At 33.5% G+C, this 26068-nt stretch carries 25 protein-coding genes; 14 read left to right on the forward strand and 11 right to left on the reverse strand.

The window, feature by feature from the left end:
• The first annotated feature begins 4 nt into the window (after positions 1-4).
• The 6 genes from eif2g to ACS5L2_RS05755 all read left to right on the forward strand — a co-directional run bounded on the left by eif2g (position 5) and on the right by ACS5L2_RS05755 (position 5900).
• Entirely contained in the window at positions 5-1237 is a 1233-nt protein-coding gene (gene eif2g, locus ACS5L2_RS05730) for a translation initiation factor IF-2 subunit gamma (RefSeq protein ID WP_459201068.1), read from the forward strand.
• A 35-nt stretch (positions 1238-1272) separates the two neighbouring features.
• Positions 1273-2334 carry a DNA double-strand break repair nuclease NurA gene (locus tag ACS5L2_RS05735; RefSeq protein ID WP_459201069.1) on the forward strand — a complete coding sequence of 354 codons (1062 nt, stop codon included), beginning with the start codon at positions 1273-1275 and terminating at the stop codon, positions 2332-2334.
• A 139-nt stretch (positions 2335-2473) separates the two neighbouring features.
• A complete protein-coding gene (locus ACS5L2_RS05740; protein WP_459201070.1) occupies positions 2474-3163 on the forward strand; it encodes a helix-turn-helix domain-containing protein in 690 nt (229 codons plus the stop codon).
• Between the two features lie 60 nt (positions 3164-3223).
• The gene (locus tag ACS5L2_RS05745; RefSeq protein ID WP_459201071.1) at positions 3224-4273 is read left to right on the forward strand and encodes a hydroxymethylglutaryl-CoA synthase; all 1050 of its coding nucleotides are present in this window, start codon (positions 3224-3226) and stop codon (positions 4271-4273) included.
• Between the two features lie 18 nt (positions 4274-4291).
• A complete protein-coding gene (locus tag ACS5L2_RS05750) occupies positions 4292-5470 on the forward strand; it encodes a thiolase domain-containing protein (RefSeq protein ID WP_459201072.1) in 1179 nt (392 codons plus the stop codon).
• Between the two features lie 37 nt (positions 5471-5507).
• Positions 5508-5900 carry a Zn-ribbon domain-containing OB-fold protein gene (locus tag ACS5L2_RS05755; protein ID WP_459201073.1) on the forward strand — a complete coding sequence of 131 codons (393 nt, stop codon included), beginning with the start codon at positions 5508-5510 and terminating at the stop codon, positions 5898-5900.
• 85 nt (positions 5901-5985) lie between these two features.
• Here ACS5L2_RS05755 and cobQ read toward each other — a convergent pair whose 3' ends face one another.
• From cobQ to cbiT, 7 genes are all read right to left on the reverse strand, one after another.
• Complete coding sequence (cobQ, locus tag ACS5L2_RS05760; protein ID WP_459201074.1) at positions 5986-7464, reverse strand: cobyric acid synthase CobQ; 1479 nt, start codon at positions 7462-7464, stop codon at positions 5986-5988.
• A gap of 163 nt (positions 7465-7627) precedes the next feature.
• A complete protein-coding gene (gene hisC, locus ACS5L2_RS05765) occupies positions 7628-8743 on the reverse strand; it encodes a histidinol-phosphate transaminase (RefSeq protein ID WP_459201075.1) in 1116 nt (371 codons plus the stop codon).
• A gap of 36 nt (positions 8744-8779) precedes the next feature.
• Positions 8780-9439 (reverse strand): DUF2100 domain-containing protein, encoded by a 660-nt coding sequence (locus ACS5L2_RS05770; protein ID WP_459201076.1) that lies wholly within the window; start codon positions 9437-9439, stop codon positions 8780-8782.
• A gap of 12 nt (positions 9440-9451) precedes the next feature.
• Positions 9452-10699, reverse strand: a complete 1248-nt coding sequence (locus tag ACS5L2_RS05775) for an ornithine cyclodeaminase, nickel-pincer nucleotide-dependent (RefSeq protein ID WP_459201077.1) — start codon at positions 10697-10699, stop codon at positions 9452-9454.
• Between the two features lie 131 nt (positions 10700-10830).
• Positions 10831-12840, reverse strand: coding sequence for an ATP-dependent DNA helicase (locus tag ACS5L2_RS05780; RefSeq protein ID WP_459201078.1), 2010 nt, complete (start codon positions 12838-12840; stop codon positions 10831-10833).
• 128 nt (positions 12841-12968) lie between these two features.
• Positions 12969-14531: an alpha-glucan family phosphorylase gene (gene glgP, locus ACS5L2_RS05785; RefSeq protein WP_459201079.1), complete on the reverse strand. Its 1563-nt coding sequence runs from the start codon at positions 14529-14531 to the stop codon at positions 12969-12971.
• A 106-nt stretch (positions 14532-14637) separates the two neighbouring features.
• Complete coding sequence (gene cbiT, locus ACS5L2_RS05790; RefSeq protein WP_459201080.1) at positions 14638-15183, reverse strand: precorrin-6Y C5,15-methyltransferase (decarboxylating) subunit CbiT; 546 nt, start codon at positions 15181-15183, stop codon at positions 14638-14640.
• A gap of 154 nt (positions 15184-15337) precedes the next feature.
• On the opposite strand from cbiT, the gene radA reads away from it, so the two are divergent.
• Positions 15338-16306 carry a DNA repair and recombination protein RadA gene (radA, locus tag ACS5L2_RS05795; RefSeq protein ID WP_459201081.1) on the forward strand — a complete coding sequence of 323 codons (969 nt, stop codon included), beginning with the start codon at positions 15338-15340 and terminating at the stop codon, positions 16304-16306.
• Between the two features lie 80 nt (positions 16307-16386).
• Here radA and ACS5L2_RS05800 read toward each other — a convergent pair whose 3' ends face one another.
• On the reverse strand, positions 16387-17865 hold the full coding sequence (locus ACS5L2_RS05800) for a methanogenesis marker 14 protein (protein ID WP_459201082.1): 1479 nt from the start codon (positions 17863-17865) through the stop codon (positions 16387-16389).
• A 296-nt stretch (positions 17866-18161) separates the two neighbouring features.
• Here ACS5L2_RS05800 and ACS5L2_RS05805 point away from each other — a divergent pair, with 296 nt between their 5' ends.
• Together ACS5L2_RS05805 and ACS5L2_RS05810 are read left to right on the forward strand one after the other, a co-directional pair.
• The gene (locus ACS5L2_RS05805) at positions 18162-18926 is read left to right on the forward strand and encodes an ABC transporter substrate-binding protein (protein ID WP_459201083.1); all 765 of its coding nucleotides are present in this window, start codon (positions 18162-18164) and stop codon (positions 18924-18926) included.
• A gap of 103 nt (positions 18927-19029) precedes the next feature.
• Positions 19030-19794: an ABC transporter substrate-binding protein gene (locus ACS5L2_RS05810; RefSeq protein ID WP_459201084.1), complete on the forward strand. Its 765-nt coding sequence runs from the start codon at positions 19030-19032 to the stop codon at positions 19792-19794.
• 23 nt (positions 19795-19817) lie between these two features.
• Here ACS5L2_RS05810 and ACS5L2_RS05815 read toward each other — a convergent pair whose 3' ends face one another.
• Positions 19818-20975, reverse strand: a complete 1158-nt coding sequence (locus ACS5L2_RS05815; protein WP_459201085.1) for a geranylgeranyl reductase family protein — start codon at positions 20973-20975, stop codon at positions 19818-19820.
• 114 nt (positions 20976-21089) lie between these two features.
• On the opposite strand from ACS5L2_RS05815, the gene ACS5L2_RS05820 reads away from it, so the two are divergent.
• From ACS5L2_RS05820 to ACS5L2_RS05840, 5 genes are all read left to right on the forward strand, one after another.
• Positions 21090-21716, forward strand: a complete 627-nt coding sequence (locus ACS5L2_RS05820; protein ID WP_459201086.1) for a cobalt-precorrin-7 (C(5))-methyltransferase — start codon at positions 21090-21092, stop codon at positions 21714-21716.
• Positions 21717-21729: 13 nt separating this feature from the next.
• On the forward strand, positions 21730-22389 hold the full coding sequence (locus tag ACS5L2_RS05825; protein ID WP_459201087.1) for a hypothetical protein: 660 nt from the start codon (positions 21730-21732) through the stop codon (positions 22387-22389).
• A gap of 90 nt (positions 22390-22479) precedes the next feature.
• Complete coding sequence (locus ACS5L2_RS05830) at positions 22480-22782, forward strand: FUN14 domain-containing protein (protein ID WP_459201088.1); 303 nt, start codon at positions 22480-22482, stop codon at positions 22780-22782.
• Between the two features lie 80 nt (positions 22783-22862).
• Entirely contained in the window at positions 22863-23921 is a 1059-nt protein-coding gene (locus ACS5L2_RS05835) for a nucleotidyltransferase domain-containing protein (protein ID WP_459201089.1), read from the forward strand.
• 26 nt (positions 23922-23947) lie between these two features.
• The gene (locus tag ACS5L2_RS05840) at positions 23948-24397 is read left to right on the forward strand and encodes an HAD family hydrolase (protein WP_459202622.1); all 450 of its coding nucleotides are present in this window, start codon (positions 23948-23950) and stop codon (positions 24395-24397) included.
• A 22-nt stretch (positions 24398-24419) separates the two neighbouring features.
• On the opposite strand, the gene ACS5L2_RS05845 is transcribed toward ACS5L2_RS05840, so the two are convergent.
• A complete protein-coding gene (locus tag ACS5L2_RS05845) occupies positions 24420-25310 on the reverse strand; it encodes a phosphoadenosine phosphosulfate reductase domain-containing protein (protein ID WP_459201090.1) in 891 nt (296 codons plus the stop codon).
• 50 nt (positions 25311-25360) lie between these two features.
• Positions 25361-26062, reverse strand: coding sequence for a formate dehydrogenase accessory sulfurtransferase FdhD (locus tag ACS5L2_RS05850; protein ID WP_459201091.1), 702 nt, complete (start codon positions 26060-26062; stop codon positions 25361-25363).
• Positions 26063-26068 lie beyond the last annotated feature (6 nt).

Below are 26068 nucleotides of genomic sequence, written 5' to 3' on the forward strand. Positions count from 1 at the left end.
TAAAATGGCAGCATCCAATCAATCAGAAGTTAACATTGGAATGGTAGGTCACGTAGACCACGGAAAAACGAGTTTAACAAGAAAATTAACTGGGGTATGGACCGACACACACAGTGAAGAGCTCAAAAGAGGAATTTCCATAAGGCTCGGATATGCAGACTGTGAAATAAAAAAGTGCGAAACATGCGACGAACCAGAATGCTATACCGTTGACAAAAAATGCGACGCTTGTGGCGGTAAAGTAACAGCTTTAAGAAAAATATCATTCGTGGATGCTCCAGGACACGAAACACTGATGGCTACAATGCTTTCAGGAGCTTCACTTATGGACGGTGCAATTTTAGTTATTGCTGCAAGCGAAGAATGCCCGCAACCTCAAACAAAAGAACACCTGATGGCACTTGATGCTCTCGGTGTCGAACATATAATAATTGTTCAAAATAAAATCGACCTCGTAACTGAAGAAGCTGCAATTGAAAATTACAATCAAATTAAAGAATTTACAAAAGGAACTGTTGCAGAAAATGCGCCAATTATCCCTGTTTCAGCACACCACGGTGCAAACTTAGATATACTTTTAAAAGCAATCCAAGATTTTATCCCAACTCCTGAAAGAGACGAAAATTTAAGCCCTAAATTATACGTTGCAAGAAGTTTTGATGTAAATAAACCCGGTTCCGAAATAAAAGACTTAAAAGGTGGAGTTATTGGTGGAAGTATCATCCAAGGCGCTTTAAAAGTTGGTGACGACCTCGAAATAAGACCTGGAATCAAAGTAACCGAAGGAAACAAAACACACTGGGTCCCAATACTAACTAAAATTATATCATTGGGTGTTGGCAATAAAAAATTAAAAACTGCATTACCGGGTGGATTAATTGGTGTTGGAACTGAATTAGATCCAAATTTAACAAAATCCGATGCATTGAGCGGAAGTTTAGCTGGACTTCCAGGAACCCTTCCTGAAACATTAGAAAAAATGGTTATAAAGCCTCAACTCCTCGAAAGGGTTGTGGGTTCCCAAGATGAACTCGTAATCGAACCATTAAAAACAAACGAAGTTTTAATGTTAAACGTTGGAACTTCCACAACTGTTGGAGTAACAGTATCCGCGCGAGCTGATAAAGTAGAGATTAAATTAAAATTACCAGTATGTGCTGATAAAGGCGACAGAGTTGCAATCAGCAGAAAAATCGGATCAAGATGGAGATTGATCGGATACGGAATACTTTTATAACTTTTTTATTATTTTTTAACGTTTAGGTGTATTTTATGGACTATTCAAAACTCCTCTCAAAAAAGGAGAATATATGTTCTAAAATAAAAAATATCGATTTTAACTTCGATTTCAAAAGTTACTGGACTGATTGCGATTTTTCGAGTACTTCTGATGCAATTTTTGCAGGAGGAGATGGAAGTTTCAACAAACTTGATTACATAAATTACTGCCTTTATATCTCAGGTGCTATTTCATACATTCAAAAAACCGATGAAAAAGTAGAAGAATCCATTTCTGCGTGGGATTCAAATATTATTTTACCTTACCGTTACGTTCAAAGCAGACTCAGTCTTTACATGCTCAACATGGAATTAAAAGTTGCGCTCTGGAATTTAAAAAATAGAAATATCGATTATTATCTTTATGACGGTTCCCTCTATTCATTAATCGTTCAAACAAACAATAAAATTTCAATTAACGGGGAAAACGTAGAAAATACTATTTTCAAGTACTACGAACTTTATGGAAAAGAATTAAAAAATAAAATTTTTGAAGAAATTGATTCTAAAAATATTAATTCAAGTGTTGAGCTTTCGAATAAAAATTTTAATGAAGAAGAAAAAATTATACTAGAACAACTTGAATATTTAATATTATTATCCGAAATTTTAAAATACCATGAAAAAATTGTTGGAGTTGCAAAAACTTCAAAAATGAACATTTATTTTAAAGATGCACTTATTCCTGACCTTGCAATATTTTCAAAATGCAAAAAATCAGGATACTCAAAACCCCTCGATCTTGTTGACGAAAAAATAAATAAAAACTTTTACAAAAACGTTGAATACTTTAAAAAGTTTGGAATTGACTTGAAAAAATTGAACTACCAATTCTTAAAACTTGAAAAAAACAGCGGAACTTTGTGTATAACTTCATTTGAAAATTTAAATGAAACTTTCTTTTCAAACTTACAAAAAATATCTGTGTCAGGTTACCCATATATCCTGAAAAAATCACACGAAAACGTAAAAATTGAGAAAAAAGAAATCGAAAAATTCGTAAAACTTCTTGGAATCTATGAAAAAACAGACCGGGACTCAAATTTAGAATATTAACTTTTAAAACTTATTTTTTACTATTTTTAAACATATTTCTGATTTTAATATTATAATTCTAACCTTCTTCGACATATGGCGAATAACTTTATATTTTAAATCGAAATATTTATATAAGAATTAGCCCACATATAGTGCCATGGAGAAAATAGCGATACATATCATGGGAGAAATTGTATTGTCCGAAGATATCGGTAAAGCCATGAAAAAATGGAGAGAAATGTTTGGCATACCGCAGATTGAAACTGCAAGATACTTAGATGTCTCCCCATCAGTAATCAGTGATTACGAAGTTGGCAGAAGAAAAAATCCAGGAGTAAATATCGTCAAAAAATATGTATATGCACTCTTAGAAATTGACAAGGAAAGAGGCGGGCATACAATAAAGGCATTGAGTAAAGTGTTAAATCCAAGCTCGATGAAGGCGATTTTGCAAATAAAAGAATACCAAAATCCAATTGGCGTTAAAGAACTGCTTTCCATAATTGAAGGGAAAGTAATCTGTGGCGAAAACAATCTAAATAACCAACTATTTGGCCATACTGTTGTAGACAGTGTTAAAGCTATTTTGGAAATGAATGGTCAAGATTTTTTAAATCTCTATGGTTGGACAACCGAAAGAGCATTGATTTTTACCGAAGTTTCAGCAGGACGAAGCCCCATGGTTGCAATTCGTGTAAGTAACATCAAACCACGAGTCGTTATATTCAACGGAGTTTCCGAACTAGACAAACTTGCGGTTAAACTTGCCGAACTTGAGGGAATATGCCTCATAGTAACAGAATTGAGTACCGATGAGCTTTTAAAACGATTAAAAGAAATGAAATAATTTTTTTGTTTATATTGTTATTTATTAACAATTGTTCATTAACAAAAAAACGGTGAGCAAATGAAAGAAGTAGGTATTGTAGGATATGGAAGTGACCTTCCAAAATACAGAATAAAGGCTGAAGATATCGCTGGTGCTTGGGGTAAAGATGCTCAGGCAATCAAAAAAGGTCTCGTTGTAAATGAAAAAAGCGTTCCAGGACCTGACGAGGATACTGCAACAATATCAGTACAGGCTGCAAGAAGAGCATTGTCAAGAGCAGGAATTAATCCAAAAGACATTGGTGCTGTTTACGTAGGAAGTGAAAGCCACCCTTACGCAGTAAAACCAACATCAGGAATTGTTGCTGAAGCTTGTGGTGTATCGCCAGACTTTACTGCTGCAGACTTAGAGTTTGCATGTAAAGCAGGAACTGCAGGAATCCAGATGTGTATGGGTTTAGTCGGAAGCGACATGATGGAATACGCAATGGCAGTTGGTGCAGATACTGCTCAAGGAGCTCCAGGAGATGCCCTTGAATATACTGCTGCTGCAGGTGGTGCTGCATACATTATAGGTGCTAAAAAAGAAGAACTTATCGCTAAATTTAATGGAACGTACTCTTACACCACAGATACCCCAGATTTCTGGAGAAGAGAACATGAACACTACCCAAAACACGGTGGTAGATTTACAGGAGAACCTGCATACTTTAAGCACGTTTTAAACGGTGCAAAAGGTATGATGGAAAAAATGGACACAACTGCAAAAGATTACGACTACTGTGTATTCCACCAACCAAACGGAAAATTCTACTTAACTGCAGCTAAAAAATTAGGGTTTACCGAAGAACAGTATAAATACGGACTTTTAACACCGTACTTGGGAAATACCTACTCAGGAGCAGTTCCACTCGGACTTTCAAATATTTTAGACCACGCAAAAGCAGATGACAGGATATTTGTAGTTTCATACGGTAGTGGTGCAGGAAGTGATGCATTTGACATTACTGTAACTGACAGAATTTCAGAAGTAGTTGACAAAGCAATAACCACTGAAAAACTTCTTGAACGGAAAAAATACATTGATTACGCAGTTTACTTGAAATACAGAGGAAAAATTAGAATGTAACTTCATCAGGTGGATAAAATGAAGGATGTAGCAATTATAGGATACGGACAGACTAAATTTGGTGAACTCTGGGAAGAATCATTCAGAAGTTTAATTGTAGAAGCTGGAGTTAAAGCAATTATTGATGCAAACGTTGATGGAGACGACATTGATGCAATGTACGTTGGTACAATGAGTGGCGGTCTTTTCGTAGGTCAGGAACACTCTGCATCGTTAATTGCAGACTATGCGGGATTAAATCCAATTCCATGTACCCGAGTTGAAGCAGCATGTGCTTCTGGAAGTTTAGCATTGAGAAGTGCAGTTTTATCGATTGCAAGCGGTGCACACGATGTTGTTTTAGTAGGTGGTGTCGAAAAAATGACTGATGTCGCAGATGCAACTTCAGCAATCGCAACAGCATCAGACCAGGAATGGGAAGCTTTCGTTGGTGCAACATTTCCGTCACTCTATGCAATGATGGCAAAAAGATACATGCACGAATACGGGCTAACTATTGAACAATTATCAAGCTGGAGTGCTATTGCTCACGAAAATGCAGTTCACAACAAGTACGCGCAGTTTAGATCAAAAGTAACTGTTGACCAGGTTATGAGAGCGTCCCCAGTTGCAGACCCATTAACATTATTACACTGCTCACCAGTTTCAGACGGTGCTTCCGCACTTATCATCTGTGATGCAGAAAAAGCGACACAATATGCTCCAAAAGATGAAATTATATACATAAAAGCATCTACCCAAGCATCAGACACTATTGCATTACACGACCGAAAAGACATGACTACATTAAATGCTGCAAAAGTTGCTTCAAATAAAGCATACAAAATTGCAGGAATTGATGCAAGTAAAGTCGATGTTGCAGAAGTTCACGATTGTTTTGCAATTAACGGATTGGTATTAACTGAAGACCTTGGATTCTGTAAAAAAGGAGATGCTGGAAAAGTTGTAGAAGCTGGAAAAACCAGAATCGACGACGACAGCTTTGTTACAGTAAACCCAAGTGGTGGATTAAAAGCTGCTGGTCACGCATTAGGTGCTACCGGAATCAGACAAGTCGGTGAACTTTACTGGCAGTTAAAACAGGACAAAGAATGTAAAGATAGACAGACCGCAATTAAAAACGGATACGCTATCGCAGCAAACGTTGGTGGAACAGGCGGTACAGTCTGCACACATATCTTATCAAACAAAAGATAATTACTAATTTAAGCAAAAAATGATTTCCGGTGAGATTATGGTAGTAAGAACCTGGAGAAGCATGCAAGAAAGGTACAACCTTATTGGGTCAAAATGTAAAACATGCGGAACCGTTTACTTCCCTGCAAGAAGCGTCTGCCCAGAATGCAGAAGAAAGGGAGAATTAGAAGAGTTTAAATTAAACGGTAAAGGAAAAGTGTACACATATTCAGTAGTGTACGCTGCACCAAAAGATTTCGAAAAACAGTCCCCATACGTAATCGGTATCGTGGAACTTGAAGAAGGTACAAAAATCACATCCCAAATCGACTGTGAACCAGAAGATGTTAAAATAGGAATGCCTGTCGAAGCAGTCTTTAGAAAAATAAGAGAAGATGGATGCGATGGAGTAATTAGCTACGGATACAAGTTCGTTCCAACCGAACAGTAACTAACTACTTTTTTTATCATTTAGTTAAAAACGATTTTTTTAAATTTTAAAAATAATAAATAAAATTGAGGGAGTATTTTTCAAGCTATTTTATAAGTTTTGAAAAATCAAGACTTTCTTCAATTATTTTGGATAATTTATCCATATTTTCATTGAAAACTTTGCCATAGTTGTCATTTTCAATTTTTAATGTATTTTTTTTACTATTTACAAGATTTACAAGATAATTTCTAAATTCGAAATTTTCAAGTATCCCGTGAAAGTAAGTTCCAAAAATATACGAATTTCCAATCATCTTAAAGGAGCCATCATACGAATCCCCACAATTTCCAAAACCTTTTGAAACATATATTAACGGTGTTTCATTTGAAACTGAATATCCTTCATGCAATTCATAGCCCGTCACATCAAAATTTTGATCAAAAATTGATATTGTTCCGGTTGAGTTTTTTATTGCCTTTTTATTTCCAAAAGTCGTTTCCATATCAAATATTTCTAAACCAGAAATTGTTCCGACATCCCCTTCTGAAAAATTTTCATCGATTAACCTTTTTCCAAGTGTCTGGTATCCACCACAGATTCCAAGAACAATTCCACCATTTTCCACAAATTCTAAAATTTTTTTATCCATTCCATGCTTTTTCATCAAATCCATTTCAACGGTGGAACACCGAGTTCCAGGTAATATCAAGATGTCTCCGGTTATATCTTCATTAAAATCGATGTATTTCATTAAACAGTCGCTTGAAAGCGGGTCAACATCTGTGAAATTTGCAATTTTTGAAAATTTAAGGACATTTACTTCAATTGGGCTTTTTAAATTTCCAAATACTTTTTTACCCTGCAAAGCCTGACTGTCTTCTTCGGGAAGTACCAATGTTTCATCATAAGGAATTGTCCCGATAACTGGAATATTTGTCAGTTCTTCAATTTTTTCAAATCCATTTTTTAAAATATCAATGTTTCCCCTGAATTTATTAATTACAAACCCTTTTAAAAGTTTTTTCCAGTTTTCAGGGAGTAACTGAACTGTTCCATAAATTGATGCAAAAACCCCACCTCTATCGATGTCCGAAACTAAAATTGCATCTGCTCCCGAAATTTCTGCAATTTTTAAGTTTGCAATATCGTCTTTTAATAAATTTATCTCACAACAGCTTCCGGCTCCCTCGATTACAACATAATCATAATTTTTATCGAGGTATTCAATACTTTCTTTTATTTTTTCGAGGAAATAATCTTTTTTTAGCCTGTAATCATTATAGTCCATGTCATCATGAGGATTTCCGTGAACGATTACTTGTGACACAAAATTTCCTTTTGGTTTTAATAAAATCGGGTTAAAATGAACTGATGGCTCAGCCCTTGCAGCCATTGCCTGGGTGTACTGCGCTACTGCAATTTCTCCATCTTCGATACTGACTCTCGAATTTAAACTCATGTTCTGTGATTTAAATGGCGCTACTTTGTAACCTTTGTTTGATAGCATTCTGCAAATCCCGGACACTAAAACCGTTTTCCCACTGTTTGAAGAGGTTCCTACGACCATGATAAATTTAGCCATTTTTAAACACCGAGAAATTTTTTAATTTGTAAATTTTTCTTTAGCAAAGGTATGGAAAAACCGAACATATAATAGTTACGATATTTTTAGCATGAATTAATATAAAACTAAAAATTTAAAGTTGAAAAATAATTGTTTAAACTAAAAAATATTAAAATAAAAGTTATTCAACTATTTCAGACATTATTTTTAAAAATTTCTTGTTTTCTTCGAAAGTTCCAATTGAAACCCTGAAATAATATGGTTCAAGCCCTTCAAAGGAATAGCAGTCTCTTACAATTACCCCTCTTTTCAAAAGTGCTTCACAAAATTCGCTCGAATTCATACCATTTTTAACTTTTACAAGCATGTAGTTTGTTTCACTCGGATAAACTTCAAGCTGTTTGAATTTTTTCAAACCATTGTAGATTTCTTCCCTGCTTTCAATTCCTTCTTTTAAACATTTGTCAAAGAATTCTTTATCTTGAAGTGCAGTTATTGCAGAAACTTGGGAAGCCCTTGTTAAACTAAAGATTGGTTTTATTCTCATCATGTAGTCGACAATTTTTTTACTTGTAACCCCATATCCAACTCTCTGCCCTGCAAGGCCAAATACTTTTGAAAATGTTCTTAAAACAAGCACGTTGTCGTATTTTAAAGGCCATTTTGTTAAATCATATTCTTCTTTTGAATATTCGATGTATGCATGGTCAATCATTACAAGTGCGTCTGTACTTTCTACGATTTTTTTAACGTCTTCTGTTGGAATTACGTTTCCAACAGGATTATTTGGCGTACATAAAAATATTGCTTTCGTTTTTTCGGTGATATTACTTAAAACACTTTCTACATCAAGTTTAAATCCATTTTCTTCATCAAATTTTGCCCATTTCACGTTTGCACCGTGAATTTTTGCAGAAATTGCGTACTGTGTAAATGTTGGAATTGGAATGATTACTTCGTCGCCTTCATCGATTAATATCCTCATGATGTTGTCGATTACTTCATCAGCTCCATCTCCGCCAACAATAATGTTTTCGACAGGCATTTTTATGAATTTACTTATTTCTTCCATTAATTCAGGATTTACTGGCTGCGGGTACTGGTGGAGTTTTGAAACTTCATCCATTAATTTTTCAGCAATTTTTGGTGAACAACCCCACGGATTTTCATTTGAGCCCAATTTAATAATTTCTTCTGGGTTTATCCCGTATTTTCTTGCAATTTCTTCTTTTGATTTTCCAGGAACGTATGCTTTAAATTCCTTAACTACATCTCTTACTTTATCATCAATCGACATAAAAACACCCGAAATAAACTAAAAATAAATAAAAAATTAAAGTATTTCATCAGCATTTAATTTTTCCGCGTTGTAAAGCTCTTTTGCACGTTTATATATCAATTCATCAGCAATATCCCCGGTTTTAACAAGCACTACAACTTTTGAAGGAGATATATTTGATATAACCTTTGAAATCTGTTCTTTTGTAATTTTACATTTTTTTTCTATTCCAAGCATGGCTTTTTCAGGAATTTTTGGGTTTACCACTTTCATGTCCTCGATTTCCAAAACCCCTTCTGTTGAAATAATATTTAAATCTGGATTGATGTCTTTTAATGATTTTAAGACCTTTTTATTGCTTACGATATATAATGCCTGCCCATCTAATGACAATGTTTCAAAATCAAATCCAAATCCGCTTAAAACATTGTTAATATGTTTTTGAGCATCGAAAAGAAGTTTTGAAAATTCTTTAGCTGTTTCTTCATCTAAATCGTGATTTGGAGCAAATTTATACAGATATTCATCTGCTTCAAAAAGGGAGTGTACTGCCTTTTTAAACTCTACTGTATCAATTTTTCCAGCTTTTGCATCCGAAAATGTTTTTTTGTTTTCATTTTTTTCAGAATTTTGAGTTATTGAACCTGTTTTTGTTTTCGAAATCGTTTCTATTGCTTTTTTGATTAATTCTTTTGAATACTGTGTTTCTGACATATTATTCCTCAATTATTCCTGTGATTCAAGCCGTTCTAATTCTTTTAAGAGAAGTACCAAAAATACCCCTACATCAGTAACTACGCCAATTGCCTGCGAAGTTCCCCTATCCATTAATTTTGTAACTGTTGAAGGCTGTATATCAACACAGACGGTTTTTATGTACGAAGGCATCAGGTTACCTGTTGCAACAGAGTGCAAAAGTGTTGAAAGCATGATAACCATTTTTTTATCCATTACTAAAGCTCTCATTTTATCCTGTGCAACCATCACGTCGGTTATAACATCAGGAAGTGGTCCATCGTCCCGGATACTTCCTGCAAGAATGTAAGGGACGTCATTTTTTATGCACTGGTACATTATACCTTCTTTTAATACGTTACTTTCAACTGCATCTTTAATGCTTCCTGCATCAATTACAGTATTTATGGCGTAAATATGGTGTTTATGCCCACCAGTTACAGGTTTTGCAGTTTTTATGTCCACACCAAGCGACGTTCCAAATAAAGCTGATTCAATATCGTGTGTTGCAAGGGCATTTCCTGCTAAAATTGCCTGAATGTATCCTAATTCAACCATTTTTGCTAAAGCTGGGCCTCCGCCTGTGTGTATAATTGCAGGGCCACCAACAATTGCAATCCCGCCTTTTCCGGATTTTTTGTAGTCTTCCCTCATTTCATACATTTCTTTTGCAATTCTTCTAATTATTGCTTCTTTTGGCTTTTCAGAAGATACTTCGGAATTCATGAATTCAAAAAGCTGTCCTGCTTCTCTTGATTTTTCTGGAGGGATTACTCGAATACCGTTGTGTCCAACCACTACAAAATCTCCTTTTTTTATTTTTCTCATTACTTTTGTTTCAGCCCTTTTTTCTTCAGGATAAACGACAATTACGGCATCCATTTTTGGATTTTCTACTTCTATCCATTCATCGTTTATTTTCACGTGGGTTGGGTGGTTTGTGGTCGAATAAAATCCATCAGGTAACACACTATCCTTTAAAGCAGGTTTTAAGTCGGCATTTTCAATTTCAGGAATATTTGCACCGACATTTTGAAGTTCCTCTAAAATCTGGTCGAGGTGCTGCTGAGTGTTTCCAGAAATTAGCAATTTTGCGTATGAAGGGTCAGTTTTTTTCTTTCCAATATCAAATTCTAAAACTTTATAGTCCCCCCCAAGTTCTAAAGTCCTGTCAAAAACTTTTGCGAGAATAAAGCTATCAATTATGTGTCCTTTTAATTCAATTTCTCTCATGAACATTAAATCACCCGATAATTCTCTCTAAAATTCAATTATCATTTTCTATGTGCTACATGAATATATAATTTTTTGAATTTATTAAATTTGATAAATTTAGAATTCCCGATAATTTAATAAAATAATAAAAAGGATTATCTAAAAAAAGAGCTGTTTTTCAAATTATCTTCTTTCATCTTTTTCATGAACTTTGGAATGTACTCTGTTGCCGTATCAACAGACATCGGGAGGAATTTGTCTTTTAAATACTTTCTTTTAAGCATTTCTGAGCCAACCCAATCATTAAATCGCTTATCCTGTATGATTACAACCCCATAATCAGTTTCGGTTCTGATTAATCGTCCAATCATCTGTATAACGGTCCTTGCCATTATGTGAAATGAGGTCATTAAAAATGCACTCCAGTAAGCATCTTTTACTTTCCGTGACTTTAAACGCTCTTCAAGAAGAGTTTGTTCCCGTTTTAAAAGTGGCGTTGGAACTGGGAACGGCAGGCTGTCAATTATAACACAGGTGAGTGCATCTCCTGGAATATCCACACCTTCTGCAAATCTCCCGGTTGCTAAAAGAAGTCCCCCATACTTTTGAAAATCTTCTTTTAATTTTTTTGCAGCTTTTCCATCCATCCCAGTTTCATAACAGTATATATTTCCACGATACCCTTCATCTAAAAAGTATTCGTGAGCCGTCTTTAAATCACCAAAACTCTTGAAAAGTATTAAAGTATTTCCTTTCGCAGCTTTTACCAATCTAAACAAATTTTCATTTGCTTTATTTCGCTTTTTATTGTTTGATTGAAAATCTGCCGAATTAAATTTCATATCTTCTCCATCTTGGAGTGCAATTATATTTCGCCTGTCTTTTGAGAAAGGACTATCGAGTAAAAGTGTTTCACTTTTTCCCATTCCGGTCTTTATCGCATGAATATTCAAATCTCCAAGTGTTGCAGAACAGTGAATGACTGATGCATCCCCGTAAAGTTTATTTAAATACGTTGAAACGAGTACCGGTTCACAGAGAATCGAGCCGTTATTTTTATAAACTACGAAATTTCCAGTGATATTTCGAAGATTGCTCAAATTTTCCAAAAATTCAACGAGTGGAACGTCTGAAATTCTCCTATCTGCAATAAACTGAAGTTCAAGAGGAATTAATGCTTTATTATCAATTTTAAATTTCAAATCTTTTTTATCAAGTTCCTCATTTTCTGCTAAATCTTCAATTTTTTCCTTAATTTTAACGATTTCATTGTACCCTTCAAGAAGCGTACCCAAAATTGCCACATCTTCTTTTAATCCAAACGATGTAATCTTAAACCCGTCAAATACAAGTGAATTCTTACAATCTTTTCCAGCAGCATTTTTTACAACGTAATCTTCAACAATTGTCCAGAAAATTTCGTCATCTTCCTCACTGACCCTATCCATATGCACCCTTAATCTTGAATTTGAGTAGTGATATGCCATAAATCTAAGCCGCCTTAAAGCATATTTTGGATTTATCACAATTGTTGCAGCGTTCCTAATACTTCCTTCAAGTTTATGGGCTTCATCGCAAATTACAATGTCAGTCTGTTTCTTTTTATCTATTTCGTCCTTTAAATAGTAATAAATAGTGTTGTTCATCACGATTATGTTTGCATCAAAACACTCTATCTTTGCCTTTTGATAATCACAAATACAGAGCGGGCAGTAAAATTTAATATTTCCATCAAACTCGATTTTTTCTTTTTTTGTACCGCAGACACAGACTGGTTTTTTATTTGGTCGGTAAATACAGGCTTTGTTTAATTGACAGTAAAGCGTGTTTGCTTTTTCTCCTTTTGATTTACAGAAAAAATTCCCCTTTCCCATCATGAAAGATACTTTTAAATTGTGTTTTAATGAATTTAAATCTTCAAAGATTCTTTCCTGCTGGTCAATCGTTTCCGTAAGAATCATTACCCGTTTTCCGCGTTCTGCAAAATAAAGTGCAGGAATTAAATAAGATAAAGTTTTTCCAACCCCCGTTGGAGCTTCAACTACGAGATTTTTTTTATTTGCCACACATTCGTAAATTTTTCCCATTAAAACCTCTTGTTGAGGCCTCATTCCATGATAAGGAAATTTTTCTTTGGAATATTCTTTAAATTCGTAAAAATCCATGGTACCACATAAACTCGAAAAATAGTTTTGAAAATTTAATAAGATGCCACCTTTTATTTATAGGTATTTATCAGTGTCAAAAATACAAAAAAAGAATTTAAATCGTTCAAAATAAAATTTAAAGAAATTTAATCGCTGTAAAGTTTTTTATTATATTCTATTATCATCCTTTCTGCATCAAAATATTCTACAACGTGATTTACTGTATTTGTAGCTTTTTCCCACCATTTTTCAGTATCATAAATCTTTATCGCTTCTTCGAGGTGCTTGTACATTTCGTCTGCTTCATAATCCTCATTGAGGTCTACACCATCTCCAATGGTAAAACTGTCATCAGGATACGCTTTTGCCCATTCAACGTGCCAGCCGTCCATAGTACTCATGTGAATCGATGCATTCATCGATGCAGTCATTCCAGAAGTTCCAGATGCTTCATTTGGCCTTCTTGGAGTATTCAGCCATACATCAGACCCCTGTTTTAAGAGTTTGCTAAGTTTCAGTTCATATCCTGTTAACACGGAAACATTTTTCAATTCCCTTGTTTTTGAAACTATCCAGTTAAATGTAATCTGTGCATTTGAATCAGCAGGGTGTGGTTTTCCTGCCCATATTACCTGGATTTTTCCGGTTTTCAGCAAATTTTTAAACCTTTTTTCGTCTCGAAGTAAAAACGAAGGTCTTTTGTAGTCCGCAAATCTTCTTGCCCAGACAACAGTTAAAATATTTGGATCAAAGAGGCTTCCCGTCTGATCAGCTACTTCTTCAAAAAGCTGTTTTTTTAACTCCATTTTTCGTTCACGGAGCATTTTTACATCTTTTTTTTCCGCAGCTTCTTTTATCTGCTTATCCTGCCAGTAATATTTATCCTGCGCATTTGTAATGTTCATTATGGGCTCTCGATTAGTAACCCAAGCCCACATTTTTTCAGAAGTATCCCTGTGAAGTTCTGAAACCGCATTTGATCGTTTACACATTCTTAACGCAGCAACAGTTAAATTAAATGGGTTTCCCCCGTATTTTTCAGCAGTTTTCGTATCAATACTTCCAAAAAAGCCCATACTTTTTAAAAGATTTATATCCTGTGTTTCATTTCCTGCAGGAATTGGAGTATGTGTAGTAAATAACAGGTGCTCTTTTACATAATCAATTCCATAGTCTTCAAGCATTTTAAACGCGACAGGTAGTGAATGAGCCTCGTTTATATGAAATCGTTTTACATTTTCACATTCGCGGATTACTTTGTATCCTCCAACCCCTAAAACGATTTCCTGTGCAATATGTGTTAAATTATTTCCATCATAAAGTCCGTAAGAGATAGTCCTCGATAAATGGTCGTTTTCTGGAATATCCGTTGTTAAAAAATAAATTGGACATGTATTAAATGTATTTTCTTCTAATTTATACGCTTTAACCCAGATATTAGTTCCATTTACGATTACTGGAACTTTTAAATCAATGTCTGTTAAAAAATCGTAGTACTTCCTTATATTTTCAACTTTCATACGGCCTTCACGGTCCCGCACCTGGTCGTAGTACCCATAGCTCCAGAGCATGGAAACGCCGACTAATGGAATATTAAGACGTTTAGCTGCCCTAAAATGAGATCCTGCTAAAAACCCGAGTCCCCCTGCATAAGTCTTTAAAGACTGATCAATTGCAAACTCCATGCTAAAATAAGCAGTGTCTTTCATTAAATCCCTCAAAATAAAGTTAAAGCGTGAATTCTTGAGTAATATTTATGTTTCTATTTTATATTTATTAAATATATCTAACCCACCCTTAAAATAATTTAAGAAACTATTTTAATGAAGCTGTTATAATCGTTATCGGGTTTTTTGAAAGCATTATATGTCCGGAACCGATTTTTTTACCATAAGAAACCGACACATTTACTAAATCAACAGTATATCCAAGTTCTTCAAATTTATCGACTACTTTTACGCTGTTTTCAAGCACAATAGTATTTACAACTATTCTCTCAATTTTCTTCTCGTTTAAAATTTCTAATATTTGCCCGATATTTTTGGTTCCGCCAATAAATACTTTGTTAAACTCAAATTCTGAAATTAAATCTTCTGCATTTCCGAGCAGAACTTTGCAATTTTCAATATTAAACTTTTTTAAGTTATTTAAAGTTGTATTTTTTGCATTTTCGCTGTTATCGATTGAGTAAACAAATTTTGAACGTTTTGCAATTTCAACGCTCATTCCCCCGCTGCCGCACCCGACATCTAAAACTACATCTTCGGGATTCAAATGTAATTTACCGATACTTACAGCCCTTATTTCTTCTTTAGTTATTGGAACGCCTTCCATTCTAAAAAATTCAGTGTCTTGAATCATTTTTTCACGTTATTTATTATTTGATTAACAAGTTATAAATACTGATTTTAGCTACTTATATATTGCTTAATTTTTAAATATTAACAATTACGGTATAATTACGGTATTTCTATACTTTTATTATTCTCATCATATTTAACAAAAAGGTGAAGTTATGGCTGACGTTTTGACTGAATTGCCGGGAGTAGGCCCATCAACTGCGGAAAAACTAATTGAAGCAGGATACCTCGATTTTATGAAAATTGCAACAGCTACAATTGGTGAATTAACTGATATTGAAGGAATCAGTGAAAAAGCTGCTGCTAAAATGATTATGGCTGCAAGAGATTTGTGTGACCTTGGATTTAAAAGCGGTGTTGAATTATTAAGACAAAGACAGAGCGTCTGGAGACTTTCAACGGGCAGTAAAGAATTAGATGCTGTTCTTGCAGGGGGGCTCGAAAGTCAGTCAGTAACTGAATTTGCAGGTATGTATGGAAGCGGTAAAACGCAGATCATGCATCAATCATGTGTAAATTTACAGATCAGGGAAAAAATATATGCTGACCTTGAAGGAGTTGTTGAAGAAGAACTTGAAAATCCAAAAGCAGTTTATATTGATACAGAAGGTACATTTAGACCCGAAAGAGTTGTTCAGATGGCTGAAGGAGCTGGAATCGATGGCCAGACCGTTTTAGATAACACGTTTGTTGCAAGAGCATACAACTCAGATATGCAGATGTTATTTGCAGAAAAAATAGAAGACTTAATTAAAAGCGGAAATAACATCAAATTAGTAATTATCGACTCCCTTACAAGCACTTTTAGAAATGAATTTACGGGAAGAGGTAAATTAGCTGAAAGACAGCAAAAATTAGGTAGACACATGGCTACACTAAACAAACTTGCAGATTTATACAACTGCATTGTTTTAGTTACAAACCAAGTTGCTGCAAAACCAGATGCATTCTTCGGTGTTGCTGAACAGGCAATTGGTGGACACGTTGTTGGACACGCTGCAACATTCAGATTCTTCTTAAGAAAATCAAAAGGAGATAAAAGAGTTGCAAAATTATACGACTCCCCACACTTACCAGATTCAGAAGCAGTCTTTAGAATTACAGAAAAAGGTATTATGGATTAACATCTTTTAAAAATAAATTTTAATATTTTCTTTTTTAAAAATTAAAAAAATAGAAATTTTCGGTTATTTTTAATTTAAAATTATTTTATCATTCCCATTTCTTTTTGCCGTTTTATTCTCTGAGACAATATACATGGACCGTTTCTTTTTCCGCCAATTGGTACTTTTGGAGTCCCAAGACAGTTCATGCATCTTGCCATGACACTCGCACCAAGAGCAAGTCCGTCTTCAACAAAAATTATGTTTTCTGAAACATTATCCCATATTTCAAGTTCTGAGAGCATTTCAATTATCAATTTCGGCTTTTGGCCAGTAATTCCTGCCCTTCCAGTAATTCCTATTGCAGTGTTTCCATTTATAATTCCTTCTTCGTGTGCAATTCTTATCAATCTTTGAGTGATTTTTGCAGAAACTATGTCAAGTGTGTACATTAAAGTTGGAAGATTTGATTCTTTTAAAATTTTTGCACCGATTTTTTCAAGTTCGGGAATATCGCTTCCATTTTCACCGACATCACAACCGATTAAAAATGTTCCTGCTTTTTCGGCGCTTTCAGGGTTTACTGGAACAGTTCCAAATCTATCCATTCCTTTTGGAACCTCTTTTATGATTACGTGCTCGTGAATTTCTTTTGCATATTTTTCTGCGAGTTCCTTATTTGGACTTCCCTTTTCAGCATGAATATCTAAAACTGCTCCGCCTCTTTTACTCACGAGGTCAGTTCCACGAACAACTGCATCGGAAACTGCACCTGCAAGTCCGCACAAGTTTCCAACAACTTTTGCATAAGGTTCTCCATTGTTTGTAATTCTTCCTGCAAGTGTTGTTCCAAAGTCAATACTAATACAAGGATTCCTGTAGTCCACACCAGTCCATTTACTTCCAATTTTCAATCCTGCGGTTACAAGTTCCCCTTCCATTTCATTTGCAACCACTTCCTTTCCAGTTGGAGGAACTACCCCTGTTACCGCCCCATCAAAAATCAATTTTTCAATTAAAGTGTAGTCTTGAAGTATTTCTGGAAGCTGTTTTTTTGTCATTATTGGCGTCATCTTCCCATTTGGAATTCCTGCCATTCTGCATCCTTCAGCAAGGGATACAATCATTACACCCACTTCTTCAGGAGAAGCGAAACCTGCAGTAACACCCGTACTCCTAACAACGAAGTGAATATCGTTTACAGATAAATGCGCTTTATCCATTGCGCCTTTTAAAACATCTCGAACCATTTCAGAAACTGCTTCTTTCGTAAGCTCAACGTCCCAAATTGTTCTTCCAAAAACCTGTTCTCCTTTTTTCGGAGGCCTTACATCCCTTGTCATCCTGACTTCTTTAGATACTACGTATGTTTTTCCAGAACCCATCTCTGTTGCAGATATAATCGCTTTTGTTGTCGTGTTTCCAAGCTCGACAGATGCAACAGTATAATATGGCAATATATGCTGATTTGGGCCAACCTTCTTTGGATTTAAATCCATTACATCAATACTCTGCGATTTTGCATAGTGAATCTTTGGTGATTTACCAAATATGCCCTTAATTGAATCAAGAAACCCCATGTATATCTCTCCTTAATTTTAAAATGCGTTACAGACATTAAATGATTAAAAAAACAGTATAAATTATGGAAATTTGATTATATAAATATACTATTTTTGAATTTTAATTAATGATACCAAGTATATGTCTGGAACCCCATCAATTCGAACATTAATAGCGACTAAAACCAAAATTATATCAAAATTAACATTTTTTATTAATTAGACTGTGTTTGTTAATTCAAACGGCAATATAAATAATAATATATAAGTATAGCAAATAAAAATACATTATTATCAAATATAATGGAGATAATATGAAAATCCCTACAATCCTTGTAATAATATCATTAATATTACTAATAACTTCTTTTTCAGGATGTACCTCTTCTGGTGGTAAAGAATACGATACAGTAAATCCCGGTGTATTAACAATTGGAATTACGCCAGAAATGCCCCCACAACAATATTATGAAAACGGTGAACTGAAAGGCTTTGACATCGATTTGATGAAAGAAATTGCAAACAATATGGGCTTGAAACCCGAATTCAAAGTTTACGAATATGGCGGTGCAAAAGAGGCACTTTTAAATGGGGAAGTCGATTGTCTCCCTTCAATGACGATTTCACCAGAACGAAAAGAAGAAATGGATTTTTCAAGGGCATATATCCAAACATACGTGGTTGTTGCAGTCTTTGAAAAAAGCCCTTACCACGAAATTACAGATTTAAACGGTAAAAATATTGCAGTTGTAACAGATACATACACTGAAGACTGGGCCAAAGAATATCTTGGAAGTCTTAACACAAATATCAAATCTTATGACTCTGTTGAAGGATTAGTTTCAGACGTAAACTCGGGAAATATTGATGCGGTAGTTACTGATCAGATCCAGCTGGATTACTATTCAGAAAAGTATAATTTTGAATCCAGAATGATTTCTGAAAAAATGACGATTGTTTACTGGGCAATCGCAGTCAAAAAAAATAATCATAATCTCCAAAATGAAATAAACAATGCATTATTTGAATTAGAAGGGGATAAATCACTCTACGAATTAAAAAATAAATGGTACAACTAAGCCATTATCTAATTACTTTTTTATTCCGCTAAATTTTCTTTTTAAAAAATATATAAATACCCCGTCATAAAAACTATTTTGTAGAGGGAATGGGGGAATATTTATGAAAAAAAATTCGATTGCGAGTTTTATCATAGTATTTTTATTATCAATTTCAATTATTTCTGGCTGTATATCAGGTCAGAACACTATAAAAAGAGGCACATTAACGATTGGAGTATGTCCACAGTACCCTCCGACAATATACCAAGAAAATGGAACTTTAATGGGATTTGATTTTGATTTAATGACTGAAATTGCTGAAAGAATGAATTTAAAAACAGATTTTAAGATTTATGATTCCAAATCCGAACTTTTCGATGCTTTGGAAAAGAATGAGGTCGATTGTATAGGGTCGAGAACTGTGAATTATGAAAGAAAAAAATACGTTGATTTCACGAGAGTTTATTATTATGACAACATTCGTGTTGCAGTTATGGAAAATAGTTCTATAAAATTGCTTAATGAGTTAAAAGGTAAAAAATTAGGTATTATTGATGGTAGCATATCTTCAGAAATTGTTGAATCTTATTTAAAAAACGTGGGTTGTGAATGCGTATATTATGATACACCTGAAAATTTAGCCCGTGCAGTACAGGATGGGGAAGTTGATGCAGTAATGGGTCATGAAATGTATATAGAATGCGTATCCAACAGTTACAATATTCCAAAAAGATACTTAGATGAAAAATTATCTGTAAGTTACTGGGCAATCCCAATTAATAAAAACAATCCGAACTTGAGAAACTCGATAAATGATGTGCTCTTAGAAATGGAAAATAATGGAACCCTCGATGAATTAAAACTCAAGTGGTATGGTAAATATTAGAAAAACTTTAAAAGTTTTTTTACTTATTTTCCAAAGAGAACCCTATCTAAAATTGGTTTAACCACTGTTGAAGGGTCGTCCATGTCCCCATTTTCATTTATAAACCCTACAAGATTATTTTTATTGATAAAATCAAAAATCCTGTCCATTTTATCGTTATTTATCAGGTTTAATATTTTTCTAATTTTAATATTCCTATCAATTTCAGAAGCGATTTCGTTTTTCCAGTTTTTTTCATAATTTTTTAAAAATTCAATATCATAATTTCCTTCAAAATACTGGTTTATTGTATCTGCACAGATTTTCCCGCATTTTGCACCATAGTAAAGTCCACCTCCACTTAATGGCTTTACCTGACCTGCAGAATCTCCAACAAGCATTACGTTATGGTTTACAGATTTTGAATAACCGATTGGAATTGCACCACAGATAAATTCGACCGGGTTTGCATTTTTTAAAATTTCTTTTGCAATTTTGTTATTTTCTAAAAAGTCCATTAATTTTTTGTAAGAATTATTTGAATCACACATTCCAACCCTTACTCTATCGTTTCCAAGCGGAATTATCCAGGTAAAAAACTTTTCAGAGTATCGTTTATCATAAATTACGTAAACGAAATCATTATCAAGTTCTGCATTAACAAATTCAATCTGAACTCCAGAAATTATTTCGCGCTTTTTGTCAAGCATATTCAATGATCGTCCAATTGTTGACCTAATCCCGTCAGCTCCTATAATTATTTCAGGAGAAACTTCGAAAGTTTCACCATCGTGCATTATCTCTAATTTATGCCGGGTTTTATCTCGATTTGTGGAATCGTTTGGATTTTTAATTTTTCCGTAAGATTTTAGCAGTACATCCACATTTTTAGAAGCCCGTACCGCAATATCCTTATCCATTACTTTCCTTTCAAAAACTTCTGCCCGAATTTCTTCGTTTCCAACAGTAACAGAACTATTTTTTGAATAAATATGTGCTCCGCGAACTTTATTTACTGAACCTTTTGGATTTCCAAGTTCTTTTATACCATTTTTACTTAAAAGTCCAGCACACTGCAATGGAACCCCAATTTCTTGATGTTCTTCTAAAACGAGAACTTTTTTATTTTTTATATTCTCTCCAGTAATAAATCCAGAAGGCCCACCGCCCACAATTACTACATCGTACTTTTCAAAATCCATTGTATTCCTGAAAAATTTTTTCGAAAGATTAATAGTTTTCAAATCTTATATTAAATATCATTTTAAATATAGTTTCGCTAAAAACTTTTTCAAAAAAATTATAACTGGGATACCGTGATTTATATCGTTGGAATTGGACCTGGAAGCAGGGATTATGTTACAGAAAAGGCATATAATACTGTTAAAACTTCAGATTTTGTTTTAGGGAGTAAAAGGTCGCTTGATATCTTTGAAATTAACGGGGAAAAAATAGAACTTACAGTAAACCTTAAAAACGAACTTTATGAATTTTTAAAAACTTATAAAAACTCAAAATCTAAAAAAAAGGTATCTATACTGTCAACTGGAGACCCTTGCTTTAGTGGCCTTTTAAAAACCATTTTTTCATTTGATTTCATCAAAAAAGATGATTTTGAAGTTATTCCTGGAATTTCCTCAATTCAGATGGCGGCTGCAAAAGCCAAAATATCATGGGAAGACTACAACATTCTCACACTGCATGGAAAAGAAGAAAATTTAAAAAAGCTGTTGGATTGTGTAAACAATAATGAAAAGGTGATTTTTTTACCGAATAATTTAAAAAATGACCTTAAATTCCTAATTGAAAATGGAATTTCGGAAAAAAAAGAACTAACAGTTCTTGAAAATCTTTCATATTCAAATGAAAAAATAATTACCGATAAAATATCAAATTTAATTGAAAATAATTATTCTTACCTTTTAGTATGCATTATAAACTGACGAGGGGATAGTTTTGAAAAAAATAAAGAGTTTGCTTTCAACAATAACATTGTTAATTTTATTGGTGTTATCAACACTATTTTCAGGATGTATTGGAAATGATTACAGTTCTGTTGAAATCGTTGAAAACAGCCCATATCCAGAATTTATCTACGTAAATAAAGACATGTTAAAAATTGCGGTGAATAAAACCTCTGAGCACAAAACCCCTGACTATTTCTTTATTATACTTGATGGTGCGTACCTTGATAAAAATAACTACTCAAAAGTAGCCATTAGAACTCCATTCTGGAGATTTGGAAGCCTATTTGTAAATGACGACATAAAAACAAAAAACGGAATGATATTTCTAAATTCTGATTATGTCCAAAAACCTGACCTAAAATTCAATAAACCGCTTAATTACAACGATATAATTGTATATAATGAAAATTATGGCCTATTTATAGAAATTGGTAATACTTACAATTACGCAGAGATAATTACTGACTATTCAAGCGAAAACAAATATTTCATGGAAAATACCAACAATATTGCAGGTAAAAATATTATAAACCGTACAATTATTGAAAAAGACAGTCTTTTACTTGGAACTTATGTTTTAGAAAGCGGAATTCCAATCGGTGAACTTAATAACAGTGCATTTAACATTAATGTCAGTTCAAAATCTTAAAATCACATTCTTTTAAAAACCAGAACAAAAAGATATAAAAGTAATTTAACGAACTATATAATAACTATATAAAAGCTAAAAAGGGATATCATGGACATAATGCAGTTTGTTCCGGACCTTGGAACCGGATTTATAACGGGATTTGTTGTTGGCTGGGGAATTAAAATGGCCATGAAGGTGGTTATTGCATTAATGGGCCTTTATGTATTCAGTTTAATTTATTTGAGCAATTTAGGAGTAATTTCAATAAATACTGACGCATTGCTTGGACTCGTTGGAAACGTTGAAGGTGCTGTAATGTCTTATGGAAGCTTGGCTGTTGGATTAATCCATTCAGTATCTTTAGGCGGAGGATTTGCAGCAGGTGCGGCAGTTGGGTTAAAACAGGGATAATTTAAAATAAACAAATGAAATAACTAAATTTACAAATTATATTCGAATTTATATTTTTCTAAATTAAAAAAAGTGAAATTATGGACACTCGAATTAGAGATTTTGTAAAAACTGGTGCAGGTTATTTTGCGGTAAATACTTATTATCATCCCAAAAATTCAGTTATTTCTTTTTTAAGATACATAAACATTGAAAAAATTGGAAATCATCTTTTAAAAGATTATGAACTCGATGAAAACGACATAAGGACGCTTGATGGGGAAAGATTCATAAAAGTGGCTGATAGTGTCAAAGCTTACGGGATTTTAAAAGAATACTACCCAGAATATTTGTTTTATGATGAGATAAATGACGTACTTTTACATGCAATCCCGAAAAACGATATTAAAGAAATATTAAGTCCTCAAAAAAGGTTACAGGAAGTATTAAACGAGCAGAATACTGAAGCTGAAAAAAAATGTGCAAAATTAGCAGAAACACTCCATGATTACGGCCTTGAATATAAAAAAATGGGAGTTTCTGGGTCAACTGTTTTAAAACTAAACAATGAAAATTCAGATATCGATTTTGTAATTTACGGGATGAAAAATCACAAAACTGCGAGAGAAATTCTTTCAGTTACTTTTAAAGATGGTGTTTTATCGCCATTATCCGAAGATTTCTGGAAAAAAGCTTACGTAAAAAGAATAAAAGATGGAACATTAACTTACGATGATTTTGTATGGCATGAACAGAGAAAATTAAACAGGGGAGTTATTGATGACGTTATGTTTGATTTACTCGCAACAAGAGAATGGAATGAAATAACTGAAAAATACGGCGACAAAAAATACAAAAATTTAGGATTTATCCAGATTAAAGCAAAAGTAAAAGATGACACGTTTGTTTTTGACAACCCTGCGATATACAAAATTGAAGATGTTGAAATTTTGAATAATGAAAATAATGCAAAAGTTTCTGCCTCTGAAATTGAAGAAGTAGTATCCTTTACCCATACTTATGCAGGTTCAGCTTACACTGGCGAAGAAATAATTGTCCGCGGAAAATTAGAAGAAGTCTCTGGAAAAGAAACTTACAAAAGAGTTGTCGTTGGAACCACGAGAGAAGCGTTTAACGAGTACGTAAAAATTTCTAAATAATTTATTTCTTTTTTTAAGGTGGTAATATCATTGAAATTCCAAATTACGGGAAAATAACTTCTAAAACTGTTGTTTTTGACTTAAACGGAACTTTGGCAGTTGACGGGCTTGTAAGCGAGAAAATAAAAGAACTTTTAAAAGAACTTGGAAAAAGTTATAAAATTGTTGTACTTACAGCAGACACTTACGGAACTTTAGAAAAAGAATTTAACGGCCTTCCAATTGTAGTTGACAGAATTAAAAACGAAATAGAAAAAGTAAATGCTGCTGAAAAATATTCTCCATATATTGGTATTGGAAATGGAAATAACGACTGCATGATGCTTGAAAAAAGTGAACTTGGAATATTAATAATCAGGGAAGAAGGAGCATCGACAAATGCACTTTTAAAATCCGATATTTTAATTAACAACATTGAAGATGCGATAAAACTGCTTTTAAATGAAAAAAGAATTATTGCAACACTTAGAAAATAAAAATTAAAAATAAAATTTAAAATTAAATCTCTTTTAAAATTTCCTCAATTTTTTTAAAGTATTTTTCTTCTTCAGGAATTACAGTAATTTCTTTTGCGGGAAGTGTAATCGATGCCCTAAATCCGCAATCTCGCGCAATTTCTGTTGCTTTTTTATTTATTTTGTATAAATCGTCAAATAATTCAGTTGTTAGTTCGCAATCCGGAGTACAGTATTGAAGACAGCATCCTTCTCTCCAGTAGCCAATTTTATTTCCTGCTTCACTTACCCGTTTTATATCGATATTATAGTGTTTTTGAAGATTAAACACGTCAAAATGTCCAACACGAATTAAAGGCCTAAAAAAATGAATTTTGTATCTTTTTGGAACCTTTGTAAGCTCCATTTTTTTATAAAGTTCAGATTCATCTTTTCTTTTACTTTTGGAATTATTTTCGCGAATATATTGAAAGACTGGACCTGCAATCTTTTCAAGTGCAGTTTCTCCAGTCATGATTATTTTTGCATTTTCTTCTTTTGCAATATTTACCATGTGTGCTTTCATTATGGTTTTGCAAATACGGCAGATGCTTTTTCCTTTCGCACCTTGCGTTTTTTTGGCCAATTCTTCTGTAATATCCGGAAATATTATAGGTACATTGAACTTATCTGCCAATTTTTTTGCTTCGTTTGTTGAAATATCCCAGGCCCATTTGTGGACAAAATGAACACACAAATGAACGTTTAATCCAAGTTCCTTTGCAATCGCAAGTGCAACAGCACTGTCTTTTCCGCCACTGAGCATTACAATTATTTTTTCGTCTTTTAAATTCAGTTCTTCAAAATTATTCAAAATATCTTCTTTTAATTGGTTTAAATGTTTTAAATTCCGATTATTTTGTGTCCAAGGCCTAAATTCAAGATTATTATCCATATAACTCACATATCCCAATTAATTAGTTAAGTTAAATAAAAAATAGACTTTTATACGTTAAAATCTATGTTTTCTACTCCATTGTATACCGTAAATCGATCAATTCTTGCAAAACCGATTAATACAATATCATTTTCTTCTGCTAAAATTACTCCCCTGTCAGTTGAAGGAGATTTAGTGATAATTGCCGGAATTTTAGAATTTACTACCTTTTTAACCATTGCAGTTGGCTGTCTTCCACTTGATGCAAGTATAACATTACTTAAATCAATATTATTTAAAACAGCATATCCCACCACCTTATCTACTGCATTGTGCCTTCCAATATCTTCAAAATAAATTATTTTGTTTCCGAAAAAATCAAAAAGTGCTGCCCAGTGAACTCCGCCTGTTATCTTCCACGTATCTGAAAGAATTGGCATTGTTTCCATGATTTTTTTAATTGTACTTAATTTTAAATCTACATCCTTTTTTTTCACATTTGCTTTTTCTACTTCTTTTGATTCCACACATATTTTTTTGTTTTCTATTTTAATCTTTGAAAAGTTTTCAGGGGACATATATCCTTCTGAAATGGTGTATCCGATTCCTAATTCTTCAATATTTTCAGGAGATACAACCATTGTTTCGATTAATTTTCCATCAAGGTATAATTCGTAAAAATCCTCGGTTACTATCGTGTCTTCTTTTTCTAAAAGCCCTTTTTCTGCACTCCATGAATAAGTTTTAACCTTTGTAACCATTTTAGACATTTCACA

The sequence above is a fragment of the Methanococcus mangrovi genome (assembly GCF_054506835.1).